This is a genomic window from Streptomyces qaidamensis, assembly GCF_001611795.1.
GTDB lineage: Bacteria > Actinomycetota > Actinomycetes > Streptomycetales > Streptomycetaceae > Streptomyces > Streptomyces qaidamensis.
This window is the reverse complement of the sequence record NZ_CP015098.1, coordinates 5,216,106-5,233,481: the sequence shown is the minus strand read 5'-3', so window position 1 is coordinate 5,233,481 and position 17,376 is coordinate 5,216,106. Positions and strand designations below refer to the sequence as shown.

Here is a 17,376-nt window from a genome sequence, read left to right as displayed (position 1 = left end):
GGCTGGAGGCATGGCACACCGTGCGCGACGCAACCGAGCGCGAGGACGTCCTCGGATCACCGGCCGACGTGACGGACCGTGACGCCACCCCTGGCAGAGGCGAGTTCTCGTCCGCCCCGAGGTAGCCGAAGCGCTGGTGCACACCCTCGCCAGGAGCACAGCCGGACTCGTCCACCGACCCGACACATGCTCACGCCCCGGTGCGCCGGACCGCTGATGCGGTGCCCGGCACACTTGAGAAGAAAGGAATGTCGTGAACACCGCATCCGCCCCGACGACGGATGAAACTCCCCTGTCCACGCGAGAAACGATCAAGGCGCTGTACGCGTACATCCGGCCGCACCGGCGGGCCGTCGCCCTCGGCCTGCTGTGCGCCCTCGTCGGGGCCGCCGGGGGGCTGCTGCAGCCGCTGGCCACGAAGACACTGGTGGACCGGCTCGCCTCCGGTGAGACCATCACCGGAATACTGATCGCGCTCACCGTCCTGGTCCTCCTGGGCACGGCGGTCGAGGCGTTCGGCGCGTACGTGCTGGAGCGGACGGCGGAGTCGGTGGTCCTGGCCGCGCGGCGCACCCTGGTGAGGCGGTTGCTGCGGTTGCGGATCGCGGAGTGGGAGCGGGTCCCGCCGGGTGATCTGATGTCCCGGGTCACCTCGGACACGACGTTGCTGCGGGCGGTCAGCACCCAGGCGGTCGTCTCCGCGGCCACCGGCGCGGTGGCCTTCGTGGCGGCGATCGTGATGATGGCGTTCCTGGACGTCGTACTGCTGGGTGTGACGCTCGGCGTGGTCGTGCTGGTCGGCGGGGCCGCCGCGCTGGTGATGCCACACATCGCCCGCGCCACCGAGCGGGCGCAGGAGGCGGTCGGGGAGATCTCCGTCGCGCTGGAGCGGTCCCTCGGGGCGTTCCGCACGGTGAAGGCGTCCGGTGCCGAGGAGCGGGAGACCGCCCGGGTGGAGGCGGCGGCGCGGCGGGCGTGGCGGCACGGTGTGAAGAGCGCGAAGTGGGAAGCCGTGGCGGGCTCGGCGGACGAACTCGCCGTCCAGCTGGCGTTCCTGGCGGTGCTCGGGGTCGGCGGGGCGCGGGTTGCGTCCGGGGAGATCCCCGTGTCCACCCTCATCGCCTTCCTGCTGTACCTCTTCTACCTGATCGAGCCGGTGTCCAAGCTGGTCGACGCCGTGTCCCACTATCAGGAGGGGGCCGCCGCGATCTCCCGGATCGCGCAGGTGGAACACCTGTCGACAGAGCCGACCGGCCGCCGGACGGGCACCCTGCCCAGGCAGGTGGCAACGGTGTCGGGTCCGGCGTCGGTCCGCTTCGAGGACGTGTCCTTCCGCTACCGTCCGGACCTGCCGTACACCCATCGGCAGGTGAGCTTCGAGGTGCCGCGCACCGGGATGACGGCCTTCGTCGGCCCCTCGGGCGCGGGCAAGTCGACGGTGTTCGCGCTCATCGAGCGGTTCTACGAGGCCACCGGCGGCCGAATCCTGGTCGACGGAAAAGACGTGCGGGACTGGTCCCTGGCCGAGCTGCGGTCCGCCATCGGGTACGTGGAACAGGACGCCCCGGTGCTGGCCGGCACACTCAGGGAGAACCTGGTCTTCGCCGCGCCCGGCGCGACGGACGACGACATCCGCGACGTCCTGGCCCGGACGAAGCTCGACACCCTCGTCGGGCGCCTGCCCCACGGCCTGGACACCCCGGTCGGACACCGCGGCTCGAAGCTGTCGGGCGGCGAGCGGCAGCGCATCGCCATCGCCCGCGCCCTGCTGCGGGGGCCCCGGCTGCTGCTCCTGGACGAGGCGACCTCGCAGCTCGACGCCGTCAACGAGCTCGCGGTGCGGGACGTCGTCACGGAGGTGGCCCGTGAGACCACCGTGCTGGTGGTGGCCCACCGCCTGTCGACGGTGAGCGGCGCCGACCGGATCGTCGTCATGGAATCCGGCCGGGTCCGCTCGGTGGGCACCCATGAGGAACTGGCGACCCAGGACCGGCTGTACGCGCGGCTGGCAGCCACCCAGCTCCTGGCCACCGCGCGATGACCCACCAGATCAGCAGGAGGTTCCGGTCGGTCGGCCCGCCCCGAGCGGGATCCGCAGCCGCACCCGGTAGCCGCCTTCGGCCGTCGGGCCCGACTCCAGGGTCCCGTGCAGGATGTCGGCCCGTTCCCGCAGGCCGATCAGGCCCTGCTGCGAACCGGGCAGGGCCAGGGAGGGACGGGTGGGCGCGGTGTTGGTGACCGTCACTCCGACGTCGTCGCCGTCCTGCCACAGTTCGACGCGGGTCACGGCGCCCGGGGCGTGCTTGCGTACGTTGGTCAGCGCCTCCTGGACCGTGCGGTAGACGGCTCGTTGGGCGGGGGTGCCCACGGCGGGCGGGAGCTCACCGGTCAGCTCCGCGTGAGTGCCGCTTGATTCCACCAGTTTGTGCAGGTCGGCGAGAGTGGGCTGAGGCGTCAGCTCGGTGGCGCGACCGCCGGAGGCGCGCAACAGCGTGACCATGGTGCGCAGTTCGTCGAGCGTGGTGACGCTCAGCGAACGGATCGTGCGGGCGGCCTCCTTGGCGTCCGCGTCCTTGGTGGCAACCTGGAGGGCTCCGGCCCGTACGGCGATCAGGCTGACCTGGTGGGAGACCACGTCGTGCATCTCTCGGGCCAGCTGGGCGCGTTCACGGGCGAGCACGGCCTGGGCGTGCAGGGCCCGCTCGTGTTCCCTGGCCTCCTCGATCTCCTCCAGCCGTCGCGCCAGGTCCCGTTGTGCCTGGAGAAGCTGGCCGAAGAGGACCGGGGCGGCAGAGGTCGCCAGGCCGTACACGAAGAAGACCAGCGTCATGGTCCGGTCGGCCTCGGCCAAGGGCCACGGGGTACTGCCCGCGACGGCGGCCAGGGCGACGCACACCGCGAGGAGACGGCGGTTGCGGGAGCACTCGGCCAGGGTGAACAGCGCCACGAGCACAGCTACGGCGACTTCCTGCATCAGCGCGATGGGCAGGGTGAGCAGGAACACGGCGAGCGGGAACCGGCGCCGGAACGCCAACGCGGCGCAACCGACCGCGGCCAGCGAGACCCCGAGGCCCGTGTGCTCCCACATGTTCAGCCGTACGTCCACGGCCGCCACCGCCACCAGAAGGACGTCGACGACCAGAGTGGGAACCCGCTTCCAGGCAGCTGGGGCGCGGCTCATCGTCCGGCCTGCGGCTGCGGGCGCTCGTCGAGCAGCCCGGCCCGCTGTGCCAGCAGCGCGGCCTGCACCCGGCTCGCCACCCGCAGCTTCGTGAGGATCGCGCTGACGTGGTCCTTGACCGTGCCGGGGCTCAAGTGGATGCGCACCCCGATGTCCGCGTTCGACAGGCCCTCCGCCACCAGAACGAGGACATCGCGCTCCCGGGCGGTGAGCAGCCGGACGCGGGCCGCCTCCTCGTCGACGGCCGCCCCGCTGCCGGGGTGGCCCCGCAGCAGTGTCCGCGACGCCTTGGGGGACAGCACGATGCCGCCCGCGGCAAGGGTGCGCACCAGGTGGGCGAGCTGCTCCGGCTCGGTGTCCTTGAGGAGGAAACCGGCAGCGCCGGAGTGCAGCGCGGTCAGGATGTACTCGTCGGCGTCGAACGTCGTCAGCATCGCCACCACCGGCGGATCCGGCATCGCGCGCAGCTCGCGCAGGACGGTGAGCCCGTCGACGTCCGGCATCCGGATGTCCAGCAGGACCACGTCGGGCCGCTCCCGGCGCACGGTCTCCACGGCACCGCCCCCGCCGGCGGTCGCAACGACCTCGATGTCCTCGGCCGCACCCAGAATGAGTTCGAAGCCGGAACGGACCAGTGCCTCGTCGTCCACCACCACTACCCGGATCACGCGCTCCGCCTCACCCTCGTCCATGCCGTCCGGCCCATGCCGACTCGACCCTAAAGCCCCTGCACAGGCCCGGCGGCCAGACAGACGCCGGCTCCAGCCACACGGCGGGGAAGCTCCCACCGATCGGCAGGGACATCACAGCCTTCTGCCGGCTCGTCAAGGCCCCCTAGGCGCGAAATCTGGGCATGAATGCCTGCCCCGGCACGTGCCCCGAGGGCACATCACCCGGCTCATGCAGGGGCGCACGGTGCGCTGTACGGTGACGGGCTCAACGTCCGCGACTGGCTGCACATCGACGACCACGTCCAGGGCATCGAACTGGTCCGCGCGAAGGGTCGCCCCGGCGAGGTCTACACCATCGGTGGTGGCACCGAACTCACCGACAAGGAGCTGGTGTCCCTGCTGCTGGAGGCGTGCGGAGCCGGCTGGGAGTCGGTGGAGTACGTCCCCGACCGCAAGGGACACGACCGGCGCTACGCGTTGGACCACACCAAGATCACCCGCGAACTGGGATACGGGCCGCGCAAGGATTTCGCCACCGGCCTCGCCGAGACCGTCTCCTGGGACCGCGACAACCGCGACTGGTGGGAGCCACTGCTGCGGCGGGCCGAGCCGGCAGGCCCCGCACTCTGACCCGGCACCGGGGTGGACGGGGGCCTCGCGGAAGGGACCCCGTCCACCGAGTCGCCGGCACGGTCAGCCGGCCGACGTGTCACCGGACTTCACACGGCCGCGATCGAGCGGGGGTTGCCGCTGACCCCGCGGGGCGTCCGTCGGGCCGGGGATGTCGACGTCGATGCGGCCCATCACCCTCCGGGCCGCTTCGACGAGTTCGGGCGGTCCTTCCACGGTGAACCGGCAGCTGAAGGTGATCAGGAAGCCGAGGAGCGCGGACCACGACCAGGCCCCCATCTGGATCCGGGTGATCCGGTCGTCGATCGCTTCGAAACTGGCGGCCCCCGGAGCCCATTTCGCCACCAGCGTCGCGGGGCACTCCATCAGGACGGTGCCCCAGCACGGCCAGGTGTCGGGGGTGTCGCCCCGATCGGGCTGGCTCTGGACGAAGCGGGTGATGTCCTCGTCGGGAACCTCACGCTCGCCGAAGCGCCACGCGGTGGGGGCCAGAGACCGGATGCGGTCGAGCCGGTAGGCATGCCAGGAGCACCGCTGCTGGTCGTAGGCCACCAGGTACCAGCGACCCGACCAGACGACCAGCCGGTGGGGTTCGGCCAGCACCTCGCTGTCCTCCATCGAGTCGTGGTTGATGGAGCGGTAGGAGAACCTCACGAGGTCGCGTTGCTGAGCTGCCGTGCTGAGCTGCGCGAGGAGTGCGGGATCGATCTGGGGCGGAGCGAGTTCCCACGCGTTCTCGATGTGCTCGATGGAGAAGGTCGCAAGACGATGGGCCAGATGAGGTGGCAGCAGCTCCTTGATGGAGTTCAGCGCGCGCTTGGTGGCGTCCCCCATGCCGGTCACCGAGGCCGGAGCGGTCTGGAGGGACAGCGCGATGGCGAGGGCCTGCTCGTCGTCGACTATCAGCGGAGGAAGACGCGCTCCGCGGGACAAGCGGTAGTAGCCGGACGGGCCTTTCGTCGCCGTGACGGGGTAGCCCAGCTCGCGGAGGCGGTTGATGTCGCGCCGTACGGTTCGGGGGGAGACGCCCAGCCGCTGGGCCAGCCCCTCACCGGTCCACTCCTTCTTGGTCTGAAGCAGGCTGAGGAGCTCCAGCGTTCGGTTGGCGATCAAGGATTGCCCTCCGGATCAGTGTGAGTAGAGGTCAGAATGTGTCCTCTTCTCCTGCCATAGTGCCCTTGCGCCGGGGTCCAAAGGGTCTCCGGCCGGCCCGAGCACCCCACCCTTCGGCGGCGGCCGAACCGGGCACTTGCATCACACAGGATGGATCAACACCTTGTCTGACAACCCAACTCGGTCTTCCTTAGCCAACCGAGACCCTTGGCTGGGCCTGCTGGCTGTTTCTCTCGGTGTGTCGCTGGTGGTCGTGGACTTCACCATCGTCAACGTGGTGATGCCGCCGATCATCGACGACCTGGAGATCTCGGCCTTCGACGCCCAGTGGATCCAAGAGTCCTACGCGATCATTCTGGCCGCTCTGTTGTTGGTGATGGGGCGTCTCTCGGACGTCGTGGGAGCACGCCGGCTGTTCCTGATCGGAACCGTGATCTTCGGGCTGGCGAGCATCGCCGCGGCCGTGGCGCCCTCCGGGGAGACCCTGATCGCCAGCCGGTTCGCCCAGGGCGTCGGCGGCGCGATCGTCATGCCGACCTCGCTCGCCCTGCTCAACATGACCTTCCGAGGCCCGGACCGGGGCAAGGCCTTCGCTATCTGGGGCTCCACGATCGGTGCGGCAGCCGCGGTCGGACCGCTGCTGGGCGGCTGGCTCGCCGAGTACTCCTGGCGGTGGGCCTTCGGCATCAACATCTTCGTCGTGGTGCTGATCGTCCTGGGCGTCATGAAGTACCTGGACGAGTCCCCCCGGCAGCCCGGCAAGATCGACGCTGTCGGCGGAGTGCTGTCGGTGCTGGGCCTCGGGCTCCTCGCCTTCGCACTGATCGAGGGGCGCAACTACGGGTGGTGGGAGCCGCAGAAGGACTTCGGCCCCTTCGGTGACGCGCTGAACCTGTCCGTCATCCCGGTCGCTCTGGTCGTCGCCGTGGCCAGTCTGGCGCTGTTCCTGCTGCTCCAGCTCCGGTTGACCCGGGCGGACGGCACGGCACCGCTGATGGACACCTCGTTGTTCGGCATCAAGTCCTTCAGCACGGGCAACATCGCGACGCTGATCATCGCCCTGGCGGAGTTCGGCATGCTCGCCGTCCTGCCCCTGTGGCTCCAGTACACCCTGGGGTACTCGGTGCTCCAGACCGGGCTGATCGTCTTCATCGTCGCCGTGGGCAGCTTCTTCGCGAGTGGGGCGAGCTTCGGCATGGCCGAGAAGGTCGGCCCGATCGGCCTGGTGCGCATCGGCCTGGTGCTCGAGGCCATCGGTCTGCTGATGTTCGGTCTGCTGGCCAGCAGCGACTCGCAGTGGTGGATCATCGGAATCGCCCTGTTCCTGTACGGCATGGGAGTCGGCTTCGCCACCGCGCAGGTCACCAACGTCGTCCTCGCGGACGTGCCGCCGCAGCACGCCGGCCAGGGGTCCGGAATCCAGAGCGCGGCACGTCAGCTCGGTTCCGCCCTCGGCATCGCCGTTCTGACGTCGACCTTCTTCACGGCATTGGACTCCGACCTGTCGGATCGGCTCGTCCAGCAGGGAACGCCCGCGCCCGAGGCGAACGAGCTGTCGTCGGCGGTCTCCGACAGCGCCGGCGCGATGATCTCCGGGCTGAGTGAGAACCCGCAGACGGCACCGGTCGCCGACGCTGCCCGTGACGCCATGTCCCACGCCATTCAGATCAACGGCTACACCTGCGCCGCGCTGCTGGTGCTCGGCATGCTGGCGACCCTCCTCATCCCCCGGCCCAAGGCCGGTGCCCAGCAGTGGGGCGAAGAGCAAGACTCCAGCGAGACCTCGGACTCCGACGTCAACGTCGGGAAGTTCTCCGCCTCTTAGGGCCGGCCCGGACTTCCGGAGGCCCTCGGTCAACCAGGACTGTGCCGAGCCCGACTCCGCACAGCCGTCGCTTCCACCCACCGCAGAGTGCTGCACGACGGGGCCCGTTCGCTCCGTCATGCAGCACTCTGCGCAGTTCAGGCGCTGATTCCCGGGAGCATCCCATGCGGATCATGGGAGGCTGGTGCGCCGGTGTCGTCAGCACGTTCGCGGAACTGGGCGTGGCCGACGGCCTGGCCTCCGGTGGACTGACGCCGGCCCAGCCGGCGGTACGGCTCGGACTGGAGCGCGACACCGCGGAGCGCTTCTCAGCGGATCGCAGTCCGGGCGGGGGCGGCCGACGGGTTCGGTGACGTGCGGTACCTGGAGCGGTTGATCAGGTCCTGCCCGATGGGAGCCCTTGAGCTGGACAGGACGACCGTCGAACCACCTCCTCTGGTGGGACGGGAGAAGTCCTCCTGAACCGCGAGATCGATGTGCCACCGGACATCCATGCGGGAACCGACTGTTCCCGCATGGATGGTCCGCTGTCGACGGAGACGGCGGGTCAGTGATCCGAGTAGCTGAAGTCCCCCACGGACCAAGCGCTCACGTCCTCGATCGCGACCCGGTACATCCCGCCCGTCTCCGGAATCCCCACCGTGCCCTGAAGGATCCGGGCGACATGGAAGTGCAGATGCGTGGGTGGCCCGTGCTCCTTCGTGGGCGTGTCGAAGACGGTGGAGAACTCGCCGAGCCGGGCGGAGCCGGTCAGCACCTCCGACACCCGCTGCCTCCACACGGCTTCCGGAGCCAGCCGGCCGGTGATGACAGCACCACCGGCAACCACGGTCAAGGACATCTGGTTGCTCTGCCCGGACTCCACACGGGCAGCGATGTCAACGATCAGCTCGTCAGGCTTCGCCATGGGAGTGGATTTTATGCACTCGCCCGTCGCGGCGCCTCAGGTGGTGTCGAAACAGGGGTCGGCCGGGGGCGTGACGGGCAGGACGAGTGCGGCGGCAGAGTCGGTGACCTGAGGGGGCGCTCGTGCGTGATCTCGCGGAATCCGTCGAGTCGGTGGAGCAACTCGCCACGGTCCGGCGGGCCATGGTGCTCGACCGGGACCCGCGGGCCGATGTGCGCGACCTGCCGGGCATCGCCGTACGGTGGGCCGACTGCCGGTTCGCCTTCTGGAACTGCGTGACCCTGACGGACGTCGGGGCCGGCGCCGGGCTGCTGAACGACCGGCTGAACGAGGCCGCCGGGATCATGCGGTCGAAGTCCCACGCCGGGTTCCTGTGAGTCTTGGAGGACCTGCTCGACGAGGGGGCGCGTGCCGCGCTCGGAGCGGCCGCCGAACAGGCGGGCCTGCGGTACGCCTTTCCCGGCACGGGCATGGCGGGAGACCTGCTGCCGGTTCCCGGGCCCGTCCACCCCGAGCTGACCTTCGTGCGCGTGGACGACGACGACCTGCTGCGGGCGTACGCGGACATCAACGGGCACGCCTACGGTTCCCTCTGGAGGACGGGCGGGACGGGCTTGCCGGGTCCTCTTGGTGGAAGAGCGGGGTGTTCGCGTACCCCGGGGCTGCGGGACGGGGCCCCGTGACCTGCGCCGCCACGGTCGAGGCGGACGGGCGGCTCTTCGTCGTGCTCGTCGCCGCCGATCCGGCAGGGGAGCGGCGGGGGCACGGGGAGGCCGTGACCCGCAAGGCGCTGTACGGCCGGCTGCTCGCCGGCGCTACCGCGACAAGCCGCGTCAGTGCCTGACGGGCTTGGAGCGACTCCTGGCGGAGAAGCGAGGGTGCCCGGGCGACCGGTCTGACCCGGGCCACGGTGCACGCGACCGCCGCCGGCGCGCCGGTGTACCCGCGGATCGGGTTCCGGCCCGGCTCCCCGCTGCGGTTCTACTCCCTTCGGGACCGACGGATCGGCTCGCGGCGGCGGTGGCGGCCCGGCTGGTCGCTTGCTCCTCACCCCACGTCGTTCGCCGCCGGCCGCCCACCCACCGTGAACCCGGTGACCGTCCCGCCCCCGTCCCGGCGGAACGCGAACGGCGCCCCGCCGTGGGCGAGGGCCACCTCGCGGACGATGGACAGGCCCAGGCCGGAGCCCGGCAGGGAGCGGGCGTCGGCGGCCCGGTAGAAGCGGTCGAAGACGCGGGTGAGGTCGCCGGCGGCGATGCCCGGCCCGCGGTCGAGGACCTCGACCCGGATGGTGCCGGGGCGGGCGGGCCCCGAGACGACGATCTCGATGGGGGCCCGGCCGCCCTGGTCGAACTTCACCGCGTTCTCGACGAGGTTGGACAGCGCCCGGGTCAGCATCCCGGGCCGCCCGTCGGTCGTGGTGTCACCGCTGGCGCGCAGCAGGATCTCGCGGCCGCTGCGGCGCCGGGCCACCCCCGCCACCTCCTCGGCGATGTCCGCGACGTCCACCCGCCGCGGCGGCTCGGTGTCGGACTGCCCGGCCGCGAGGTCCACCAGTTCGTTGACCAGGTCGGTCAGCTCCCGGGCCTCCTGGCCGAGGTCGGTGACCAGTTCCTCGCGGGCCTCCGGCGGGAGTTCGCCGATCCGGCGCAGCAGGGAGATGTTCGTACGCAGCGAGGTGAGCGGCGTGCGCAGTTCGTGGCCCGCGTCCTGGACCAGGCGGCGCTGGTCCTCCTCGGACTGGGCGAGCCGGCCCAGCATGCGGTCGAAGGCCCGGCCGAGGCGGCCCACCTCGTCGTGTCCGGCCACGGGGACCTGGATGCCCAGGCGGCGGGTGCGGGCGACGTCCTCGGCGGCGTCGGTCAGCACGACCAGACGGCGCGTGATCCGCCGGGCCAGCCACCAGCCGAACAGCCCGGCGCCGACCACCACGGCCGCCACCAGCAGCAGCGTCCGCTGCTGGAGCACCCGCAGCAGGTCCTCGACGTCGCTGAACTCCTGGGCGACCTGCATCGCGCCCCGGCCGTCGCCCAGGGAGACGGTGGCGACGCGGTAGACGTCGTCGCCCACGTCGACGTCCTTGTGCTCGGCCACCTCCCCGGACGAGTCCGCGGCGGCGATCCGCACGTCGGTGCCGGTGACCGGCAGCCCCGGGCTGCCCCGGTCGACGACGTGTCCGTCCGGGCCGAGCACCTGCACGTCGGTGCGGGCGGGCCGTACCAGGTCGTGGCCGGGCGCGGCGGACGAGAAGTCGCCGGGCGTCATGCGGTTCTGCCGCACCTCGTCGCGCAGGTCCTGCACGACCTCGTCGAACACCGTCTGCTGGTCCACCCGCACCAGCCGCGCGGCGGCGCTGTACGACAGGATGCCGACCAGGATCGTCACGGCCGCCGTCACCGCCGCGAAGGACACCGCGAAGGTGGTGCGCAGCGAGACGAGCTTCGGCCGCCGCCCGACCGGCAGCCGGCGCAGGCGGCCCACTCAGTCCTCCCGCAGCACGTAACCCACGCCCCGGACCGTGTGGATCAGCTGCGGCGCGTCCGGCTCGTCGAGCTTGCGGCGCAGGTAGCCGACGTAGACGGCGAGGTTCTTCGAGCCGGGCCCGAAGTCGTAGCCCCAGATGCGGTCGTAGATCGTCGAGTGGTCGAGGACGATGCCCGCGTTGCGCACCAGCAGTTCCAGCAGCTCGAACTCGGTGCGGGTCAGCTCCAGCTCGCGCACGCCGCGCCAGGCCCGGCGCGCCTGCGGGTCCATGCGGATGCCGGCGGCGTCGATGAACCGCTCCGGGAGCGGCCTGGGCGCCTCGGCCGCCGGTGCGCTCCCGGCGCCCACCGGGCTGGTGCGGCGCAGCAGGGCGCGCAGCCGGGCGAAGACCTCCTCCACGTCGAAGGGCTTCACCACGTAGTCGTCGGCGCCCGCGTCCAGGCCGGCGATCCGGTCGGCGGTCTCCACGAGGGCCGTCAGCATCAGCACGGGCGTCCGGTCGCCCTCGGCGCGCAGCACCCGGCATACCTGGAGTCCGTCGATGCCGGGCATCATCACGTCCAGGACGAGCACGTCCGGACGGTTGCGGTGGGCCTGCGCCAGCGCCTCGACCCCGTCGGCGACCGCCATGACCTGGTAGCCCTCCAGGGTCAGGGCCCGCTCCAGGGCATGGCGGATGGCGCGGTCGTCTTCGGCGAGCAGCACTGTTTGGGGCACGCGTCCAGTGTGCCAAGCCCGGGGGTTCCCGGAACCTGATGTGCTGCGCCGGAGCGCCCTTCTTACTGCCCTCTCACCAGGGTCGGGCAACCGTGAAGCCGGGCCCTACCGTCCCCTCACCCCCGGTCCCGGGCGAGCCGGGCCGCGTGCGTGGGGGCGTCGGGCACGTCCGCCGGGCGGTCCACGGCGAACTCCTTGCGCAGCACCGGCACGACCTCCTCGCCCAGCAGGTCGATCTGCTCCAGCACGGTCTTCAGCGGCAGCCCGGCGTGGTCGACCAGGAACAGCTGGCGCTGGTAGTCGCCGGCGTACTCCCGGAAGGCCAGCGTCTTCTCGATGACCTGCTGCGGGGAGCCGACCGTCAGCGGCGTCTGGTCCATGAAGTCCTCCAGCGACGGCCCGTGCCCGTACACCGGGGCGACGTCGAAGTAGGGCCGGAACTCGCGCACCGCGTCCTGCGCGTTCTTCCGCATGAAGACGTGTCCGCCGAGCCCGACGATCGCCTGCTCGGGGGTGCCGTGGCCGTAGTGGGCGTACCGCGTCCGGTACAGCTCGACCATGCGCTGGGTGTGGTCGGCGGGCCAGAAGATGTTGTTGTGGAAGAAGCCGTCGCCGTAGTACGCGGCCTGCTCGGCGATCTCCGGGGAGCGGATCGAGCCGTGCCAGACGAAGGGCGGTACGCCGTCCAGCGGGCGGGGCGTGGCCGTGAAGCCCTGCAGGGGCGTGCGGAACTTCCCCTCCCAGTCGACGACGTCCTCGCGCCACAGGCGGTGCAGCAGGGCGTAGTTCTCGACGGCGAGGTTGATGCCCTGCCGGATGTCCTGCCCGAACCAGGGGTAGACCGGGCCGGTGTTCCCGCGCCCCAGCATGAGGTCCACCCGGCCGTCGGCCAGGTGCTGGAGCATCGCGAAGTCCTCGGCGATCTTCACCGGGTCGTTGGTGGTGATCAGGGTCGTGGCCGTGGAGAGGATCAGCCGCTCGGTGCGGGCCGCGACGTAACCGAGCATCGTGGTCGGGGACGAGGGCACGAAGGGCGGGTTGTGGTGCTCGCCGGTCGCGAAGACGTCGAGCCCCACCTCCTCGGCCTTCAGCGCGATGGCGACCATGGCCTTGATCCGCTCGCGCTCCGTGGGCGTCCGGCCGGTCGTGGGGTCGGGCGTGACGTCTCCGACGCTGAAGATCCCGAACTGCATGGTCGCTCACCCTCCAGGTTGTTTACGGTTCAACCATACCCGGGGAACGGTGGGCCCCGTCGAGCTATTCCCCCCTCAATCGGGGCCCTGGTCATGGCGTACACCGCGGGCACCCGGGCCGGGCGCGAGGCCCGGGTACCCGGGGCGCAGGTCGGTGGATGGACGGTCTGCGCCGGGGCGCATGCCGTGCATCCACCGCGACGGCCGCGCACCGTCAGGGCACGAGCACCAGCCGCCCTCGCACTCCCCCCTCGCCCAGCCGGGCGTGCGCCTTCGCCGCATCCTCCAGGGCGTACGTCTCGGCCACTCGCGTCGCCAGCACCCCCTCGTCCAGCAGCCGCACCAGCTCCGCGAGCCGGGTCCCGTCGGCGCTCACCTCGACCGCACCGGTCGCCACGCCCCGCGCGGAGGCGGGCTCGGCGTGCGGGATGACGCCGATGTACCGGCCCCCGTCCCGCACCCACGCCAGGGCCGGCTCGCCGAGGACGGCGGCGTCCAGCACCGCGTCGAAGTCCCGGTCCGCGACCCCGCCGCTCGTGACGTGCCGGGCCCCCAGGGACTGCACGAACGCCTCGTCCCCCTCCCGCGCCAGCCCGGTCACCGCTATCCCCCGGTACGCGGCCAGTCGGACCGCGTAGCCGCCGACCGCACCGGCCGCGCCCGTCACCAGCAGCGACGACCGGCCCGGCGTCAGCTCCAGCCGGTCCAGGGCCTGCGCGGCGGTCAGCGCGTTCAACGGCAGGGTCGCCGCGTGAACGGCGTCCACCGTGGCGGGCGCCGGGGCCACCGCGTCCGCGTCCACGACGACGTACTCGGCATGCGTGCCCAGCGGCTTGACCACGCCGTAGTGGAGCGCGACCACCTCGTCCCCGACGCTCCACGCACCGGCCGCACCCACCGCGTCCACCGTCCCGGCGACGTCCCAGCCGAGCCCGATCCGCTCCCCCGCACCCCCGAAGACACCGGCCCGGACCTCCGCGTCCACCGGATTCAGCGAGGCCGCCGCGACCTTGATCCGCACCTGACGCACACCCGGCTGAGGCACCTCGGTCTCCACGACCTCCACGGCCTCCGGCCCACCGAACGAGTTCACCACTACAGCACGCACAGCAAAGCTCCCTGGATCGTCGGTATCCGGGACGTCCTCCCGGCCACTGCGCACAACCCTAGGAAGAGTTACTATCTATCGGTAAGTAGTTACCTGCGAGTGCGTACATACCCCGGAGGTGAGCCATGGCCACCATGACGGCGGCCCAGCGGCGCGAGCAGGCCCGCATCGAGTACGACGCGTTCCTGAAGAGCTGCCCCACCAACCAGCTCCTGGACCGCATCAGCGACAAGTGGGTCAGCCTCGTCGTGTCCGCACTCGCCCCGGGCCCCCTGCGCTACAGCGACCTCGGCCGCAAGATCGCCGGCGTCAGCCCCAAGATGCTCACCCAGACCCTGCGCTCACTGGAGCGCGACGGCCTCCTCACCCGCACCGTCACCCCGTCCGTCCCGGTCCGCGTCGACTACGAACTCACGCCTCTGGGCCACAATCTGGCCCTGCTGCTGACCGCCGTGAAGGACTGGGCGGAGAACCACTTCGACGAGGTCAAGGACGCCCGCGAGCGCTACGACGCCGAGAACCCGGGCGACTGACACGGGCGGCACGACCAGGGCCTGCCGGGCGTGCGAAGCTGACCGCCATGTTCGTCCTGCGCTCCGCCGCCCTCTTCGTGCTCGCCGCCCTGCTGGAGATCGGCGGCGCCTGGCTGGTCTGGCAGGGCGTGCGCGAGCACAAGGGCTGGCTCTGGGCGGTCGGCGGCGTCCTCGCGCTCGGCGCCTACGGCTTCGTCGCGACGTTCCAGCCCGACGCCCACTTCGGCCGCGTCCTCGCCGCGTACGGCGGGATCTTCGTCGCCGGTTCCATCCTGTGGGGCGTGGTCGCGGACGGCTACCGCCCCGACCGCTGGGACATCACGGGCGCGCTGGTCTGCCTCGCGGGCATGGCGGTCATCATGTACGCCCCGCGGGGAAACTGACCGGCCCCGGGAACCTCAGAACGGCTCGTCGGGCAGCAGTCCCAACTGCCCGAGGAAGTCCATCTCGTCGAAGTACAGCCGGTAGTCGACGATCCGTCCGTCCTTCACGGTGGCGATGTCCACCCCGCGGATCCGGACCTCCTTCTGCGTCGGCGGCAGCGTCTCGCCGTTGGGCAGCTCCAGCGGCCCGGTGTTGCGGCCGCGGTAGATCCCCTCGTCGATGGCCGTGTCACCGGCCTCGTAGGAGTGCAGCACCTCGAACGTCGCGCCGGGAACCGCCTCCGTCATCGTCCGCCAGTACTCGACGATGCTGTCGCGCCCGCGCAACTCGCCCTCGTCGGGCGTGAAGGCGACCGCGTCCTCGGCGTAGAGCTCGCCGACGACCTTCAGATCGGTGTGTGCGGTGACCGCGTCCGTGAGCCGGTCCATGACCTCACGTGCCTCGCCCATGATCGCCTCCAGGAGAATCAGGGGACCACCCAGCCCCATTCTCCCACCGCGGGGCCCGCCTATCCTGGCCGCGGGCCCGACGCGCACGCCGGGCCGCCGCACGCCCGAGGACCCGAGGAGCACCCATGGCCACCGCAGCCCCGCCCGCAGCCTCCCGCATCGCCGTCGTCACGGGTGCGAGCAGCGGGATCGGCGCCGCCACGGCCCGGCAGCTCGCCGCGGCGGGCTACCGCGTCGTCCTCACCGCACGCCGCAAGGACCGCATCGAGGCCCTGGCCGAGGAGATCACCCAGGCCGGCCACCAGGCCACGGCGTACGCCCTCGACGTCACCGACCGCGCCGCCGTCGACGAGTTCGCCACGGCGTTCAAGACGATCGGCGTGCTGGTCAACAACGCGGGCGGTGCACTCGGCGCCGACCCCGTCGCGACCGGCGACCCGGCCGACTGGCGCCAGATGTACGAGACGAACGTCATCGGCACCCTCAATCTCACCCAGGCCCTGCTGCCCAAGCTGATCGCGAGCGGCGACGGCACGGTCGTGGTCGTCTCCTCCACCGCCGGCCACGGCACCTACGAGGGCGGCGGTGGATACGTCGCCGCCAAGCACGGCGCCCACGTCCTCGCCGAGACCCTCCGCCTGGAGATCGTCGGACAGCCGGTCCGCGTCATCGAGATCGCCCCTGGCATGGTCAAGACGGACGAGTTCGCCCTGACCCGCTTCTCCGGCGACAAGGAGAAGGCGGAGAAGGTCTACCAGGGCGTCGCCGAACCCCTCACGGCCGACGACGTCGCCGAGACGATCACGTGGGCGGTCACCCGCCCCGCCCACGTCAACGTCGACCTCCTGGTCCTGCGCCCCCGCGCCCAGGCGTCCAACACGAAGGTGCACCGGGAGGCGTAGGACCGGGCGGGTCAGCCCTTCACGCAGACGACCTGCTTCAGCTTCGCCACGACCTCAACAAGGTCCCGCTGCTGGTCGATGACCTGCTCGATCGGCTTGTACGCGCCGGGGATCTCGTCAACGACACCGGAGTCCTTGCGGCACTCCACACCCTGCGTCTGCTCCTCCAGGTCCTTCGTGGTGAACCGGCGCTTGGCCGCGTTGCGGCTCATGCGCCGGCCCGCGCCGTGCGAGGCCGAGTTGAAGGACTTGGCGTTGCCGAGGCCCTTCACGATGTACGAACCCGTGCCCATGGAGCCGGGGATGATCCCGTAGTCGCCGGAGCCGGCCCGGATCGCGCCCTTGCGGGTCACGAGCAGGTCCATCCCGTCATAGCGCTCCTCGGCCACGTAGTTGTGGTGCGCGCTGATCTCCGGCTCGAAGGTGGGCTTGGCCTTCTTGAACTCCTTGCGGACCACGTCCTTCAGGAGCGCCATCATGATCGAGCGGTTGTGCTTCGCGTACTCCTGCGCCCAGAACAGGTCGTTGCGGTAGGCCGCCATCTGCGGGGTGTCCGCGACGAAGACCGCGAGGTCGCGGTCGACCAGACCCTGGTTGTGCGGGAGCTTCTGGGCCACGCCGATGTGGTGCTCGGCCAGTTCCTTGCCGATGTTCCGGGAACCGGAGTGCAGCATCAGCCAGACAGAACCGGTCGTGTCCGTGCACACTTCAACAAAGTGGTTTCCGCCTCCGAGCGTTCCCATCTGCTTGGTGGCACGTTCCTGACGGAACTTGACCGCTTCGGCGACTCCGTCGAACCGCTCCCAGAACCCGTCCCACCCCGCCGTGGCCAGCCCGTGGAACCGCCCCGGGTCCACGGGTTCGTCATGCATCCCCCGCCCCACCGGAATCACCTGCTCGATCCGCGACCGCAGCCGGGACAGGTCGCCGGGCAGGTCGTTCGCCGTCAGGGACGTCCGCACCGCCGACATTCCGCAGCCGATGTCGACGCCCACCGCCGCCGGGCACACCGCACCCCGCATCGCGATGACCGAGCCGACCGTCGCGCCCTTGCCGTAGTGCACGTCGGGCATGACCGCCAGGCCCTTGATCCACGGCAGCGTGGCGACGTTCTGGAGCTGCTGGAGCGCCGAGCCCTCGACCGAGGCCGGGTCGGCCCACATCCGGATCGGTACCTTCGCACCCGGTATCTCTACATACGACATAACGCCCTCAATCCCCCGTAACTGAACAGAAGTCATCAACAGCAAATACCGGAGCCAAGGTCGACGAAAGGGAA

General features: G+C 71.0%; 16 protein-coding genes and 2 pseudogenes. 8 read left to right on the top strand and 10 right to left on the bottom strand.

Annotated features, from left to right (window positions below; translation table 11 throughout):
* Positions 1 to 253: 253 nt before the first annotated feature.
* Positions 254 to 2,041: an ABC transporter ATP-binding protein gene (locus A4E84_RS23260; RefSeq protein ID WP_062928440.1), complete on the top strand. Its 1,788-nt coding sequence runs from the start codon at positions 254 to 256 to the stop codon at positions 2,039 to 2,041.
* Between the two features lie 9 nt (positions 2,042 to 2,050).
* Here the strand turns inward: A4E84_RS23260 and A4E84_RS23255 are convergent, their stop codons facing one another.
* The gene (locus tag A4E84_RS23255; protein WP_062928439.1) at positions 2,051 to 3,181 is read right to left on the bottom strand and encodes a sensor histidine kinase; all 1,131 of its coding nucleotides are present in this window, start codon (positions 3,179 to 3,181) and stop codon (positions 2,051 to 2,053) included.
* The gene (locus A4E84_RS23250; protein WP_062928438.1) at positions 3,178 to 3,873 is read right to left on the bottom strand and encodes a response regulator; all 696 of its coding nucleotides are present in this window, start codon (positions 3,871 to 3,873) and stop codon (positions 3,178 to 3,180) included. The genes A4E84_RS23255 and A4E84_RS23250 overlap by 4 nt, the downstream gene beginning before the upstream one ends.
* Before the next feature lie 220 nt (positions 3,874 to 4,093).
* Here A4E84_RS23250 and A4E84_RS23245 point away from each other — a divergent pair.
* Positions 4,094 to 4,482: pseudogene (locus tag A4E84_RS23245) on the top strand (GDP-mannose 4,6-dehydratase); the annotation flags it as partial.
* A 63-nt stretch (positions 4,483 to 4,545) separates the two neighbouring features.
* On the opposite strand, the gene A4E84_RS23240 reads toward A4E84_RS23245, so the two are convergent.
* Positions 4,546 to 5,595, bottom strand: coding sequence for a helix-turn-helix transcriptional regulator (locus A4E84_RS23240; RefSeq protein WP_062928437.1), 1,050 nt, complete (start codon positions 5,593 to 5,595; stop codon positions 4,546 to 4,548).
* 238 nt (positions 5,596 to 5,833) lie between these two features.
* On the opposite strand from A4E84_RS23240, the gene A4E84_RS23235 reads away from it, so the two are divergent.
* Together A4E84_RS23235 and A4E84_RS23230 are read left to right on the top strand one after the other, a co-directional pair.
* Positions 5,834 to 7,420 (top strand): MFS transporter, encoded by a 1,587-nt coding sequence (locus A4E84_RS23235; protein ID WP_237304984.1) that lies wholly within the window; start codon positions 5,834 to 5,836, stop codon positions 7,418 to 7,420.
* 164 nt (positions 7,421 to 7,584) lie between these two features.
* Entirely contained in the window at positions 7,585 to 7,773 is a 189-nt protein-coding gene (locus A4E84_RS23230) for a hypothetical protein (RefSeq protein WP_062928435.1), read from the top strand.
* Positions 7,774 to 7,967: 194 nt separating this feature from the next.
* On the opposite strand, the gene A4E84_RS23225 is transcribed toward A4E84_RS23230, so the two are convergent.
* Positions 7,968 to 8,327: a hypothetical protein gene (locus A4E84_RS23225; protein WP_062928434.1), complete on the bottom strand. Its 360-nt coding sequence runs from the start codon at positions 8,325 to 8,327 to the stop codon at positions 7,968 to 7,970.
* 122 nt (positions 8,328 to 8,449) lie between these two features.
* On the opposite strand from A4E84_RS23225, the pseudogene A4E84_RS41105 reads away from it, so the two are divergent.
* Positions 8,450 to 9,324, top strand: a pseudogene (locus A4E84_RS41105) (hypothetical protein); the annotation flags it as partial.
* Positions 9,325 to 9,374: 50 nt separating this feature from the next.
* Here A4E84_RS41105 and A4E84_RS23215 read toward each other — a convergent pair.
* The 4 genes from A4E84_RS23215 to A4E84_RS23200 form a co-directional block, all read right to left on the bottom strand.
* The gene (locus A4E84_RS23215) at positions 9,375 to 10,808 is read right to left on the bottom strand and encodes a sensor histidine kinase (RefSeq protein WP_062928433.1); all 1,434 of its coding nucleotides are present in this window, start codon (positions 10,806 to 10,808) and stop codon (positions 9,375 to 9,377) included.
* Positions 10,809 to 11,528 carry a response regulator transcription factor gene (locus A4E84_RS23210; protein ID WP_079129083.1) on the bottom strand — a complete coding sequence of 240 codons (720 nt, stop codon included), beginning with the start codon at positions 11,526 to 11,528 and terminating at the stop codon, positions 10,809 to 10,811. It abuts the gene before it with no gap.
* A gap of 116 nt (positions 11,529 to 11,644) precedes the next feature.
* Entirely contained in the window at positions 11,645 to 12,721 is a 1,077-nt protein-coding gene (locus tag A4E84_RS23205; RefSeq protein WP_062928431.1) for an LLM class flavin-dependent oxidoreductase, read from the bottom strand.
* Between the two features lie 214 nt (positions 12,722 to 12,935).
* Positions 12,936 to 13,829 carry an NADP-dependent oxidoreductase gene (locus A4E84_RS23200; RefSeq protein ID WP_062928430.1) on the bottom strand — a complete coding sequence of 298 codons (894 nt, stop codon included), beginning with the start codon at positions 13,827 to 13,829 and terminating at the stop codon, positions 12,936 to 12,938.
* Positions 13,830 to 13,954: 125 nt separating this feature from the next.
* Here A4E84_RS23200 and A4E84_RS23195 point away from each other — a divergent pair, with 125 nt between their 5' ends.
* Positions 13,955 to 14,362, top strand: a complete 408-nt coding sequence (locus A4E84_RS23195) for a winged helix-turn-helix transcriptional regulator (protein WP_062928429.1) — start codon at positions 13,955 to 13,957, stop codon at positions 14,360 to 14,362.
* A 47-nt stretch (positions 14,363 to 14,409) separates the two neighbouring features.
* A complete protein-coding gene (locus A4E84_RS23190) occupies positions 14,410 to 14,745 on the top strand; it encodes a YnfA family protein (RefSeq protein WP_062928428.1) in 336 nt (111 codons plus the stop codon).
* A gap of 15 nt (positions 14,746 to 14,760) precedes the next feature.
* Here A4E84_RS23190 and A4E84_RS23185 read toward each other — a convergent pair whose 3' ends face one another.
* Positions 14,761 to 15,195 carry an ester cyclase gene (locus A4E84_RS23185; RefSeq protein ID WP_062931568.1) on the bottom strand — a complete coding sequence of 145 codons (435 nt, stop codon included), beginning with the start codon at positions 15,193 to 15,195 and terminating at the stop codon, positions 14,761 to 14,763.
* A 125-nt stretch (positions 15,196 to 15,320) separates the two neighbouring features.
* Here A4E84_RS23185 and A4E84_RS23180 point away from each other — a divergent pair, with 125 nt between their 5' ends.
* A complete protein-coding gene (locus A4E84_RS23180) occupies positions 15,321 to 16,097 on the top strand; it encodes an SDR family NAD(P)-dependent oxidoreductase (protein WP_062928427.1) in 777 nt (258 codons plus the stop codon).
* A gap of 11 nt (positions 16,098 to 16,108) precedes the next feature.
* Here the strand turns inward: A4E84_RS23180 and A4E84_RS23175 are convergent, their stop codons facing one another.
* A complete protein-coding gene (locus A4E84_RS23175) occupies positions 16,109 to 17,302 on the bottom strand; it encodes an RtcB family protein (protein ID WP_062928426.1) in 1,194 nt (397 codons plus the stop codon).
* Positions 17,303 to 17,376 lie beyond the last annotated feature (74 nt).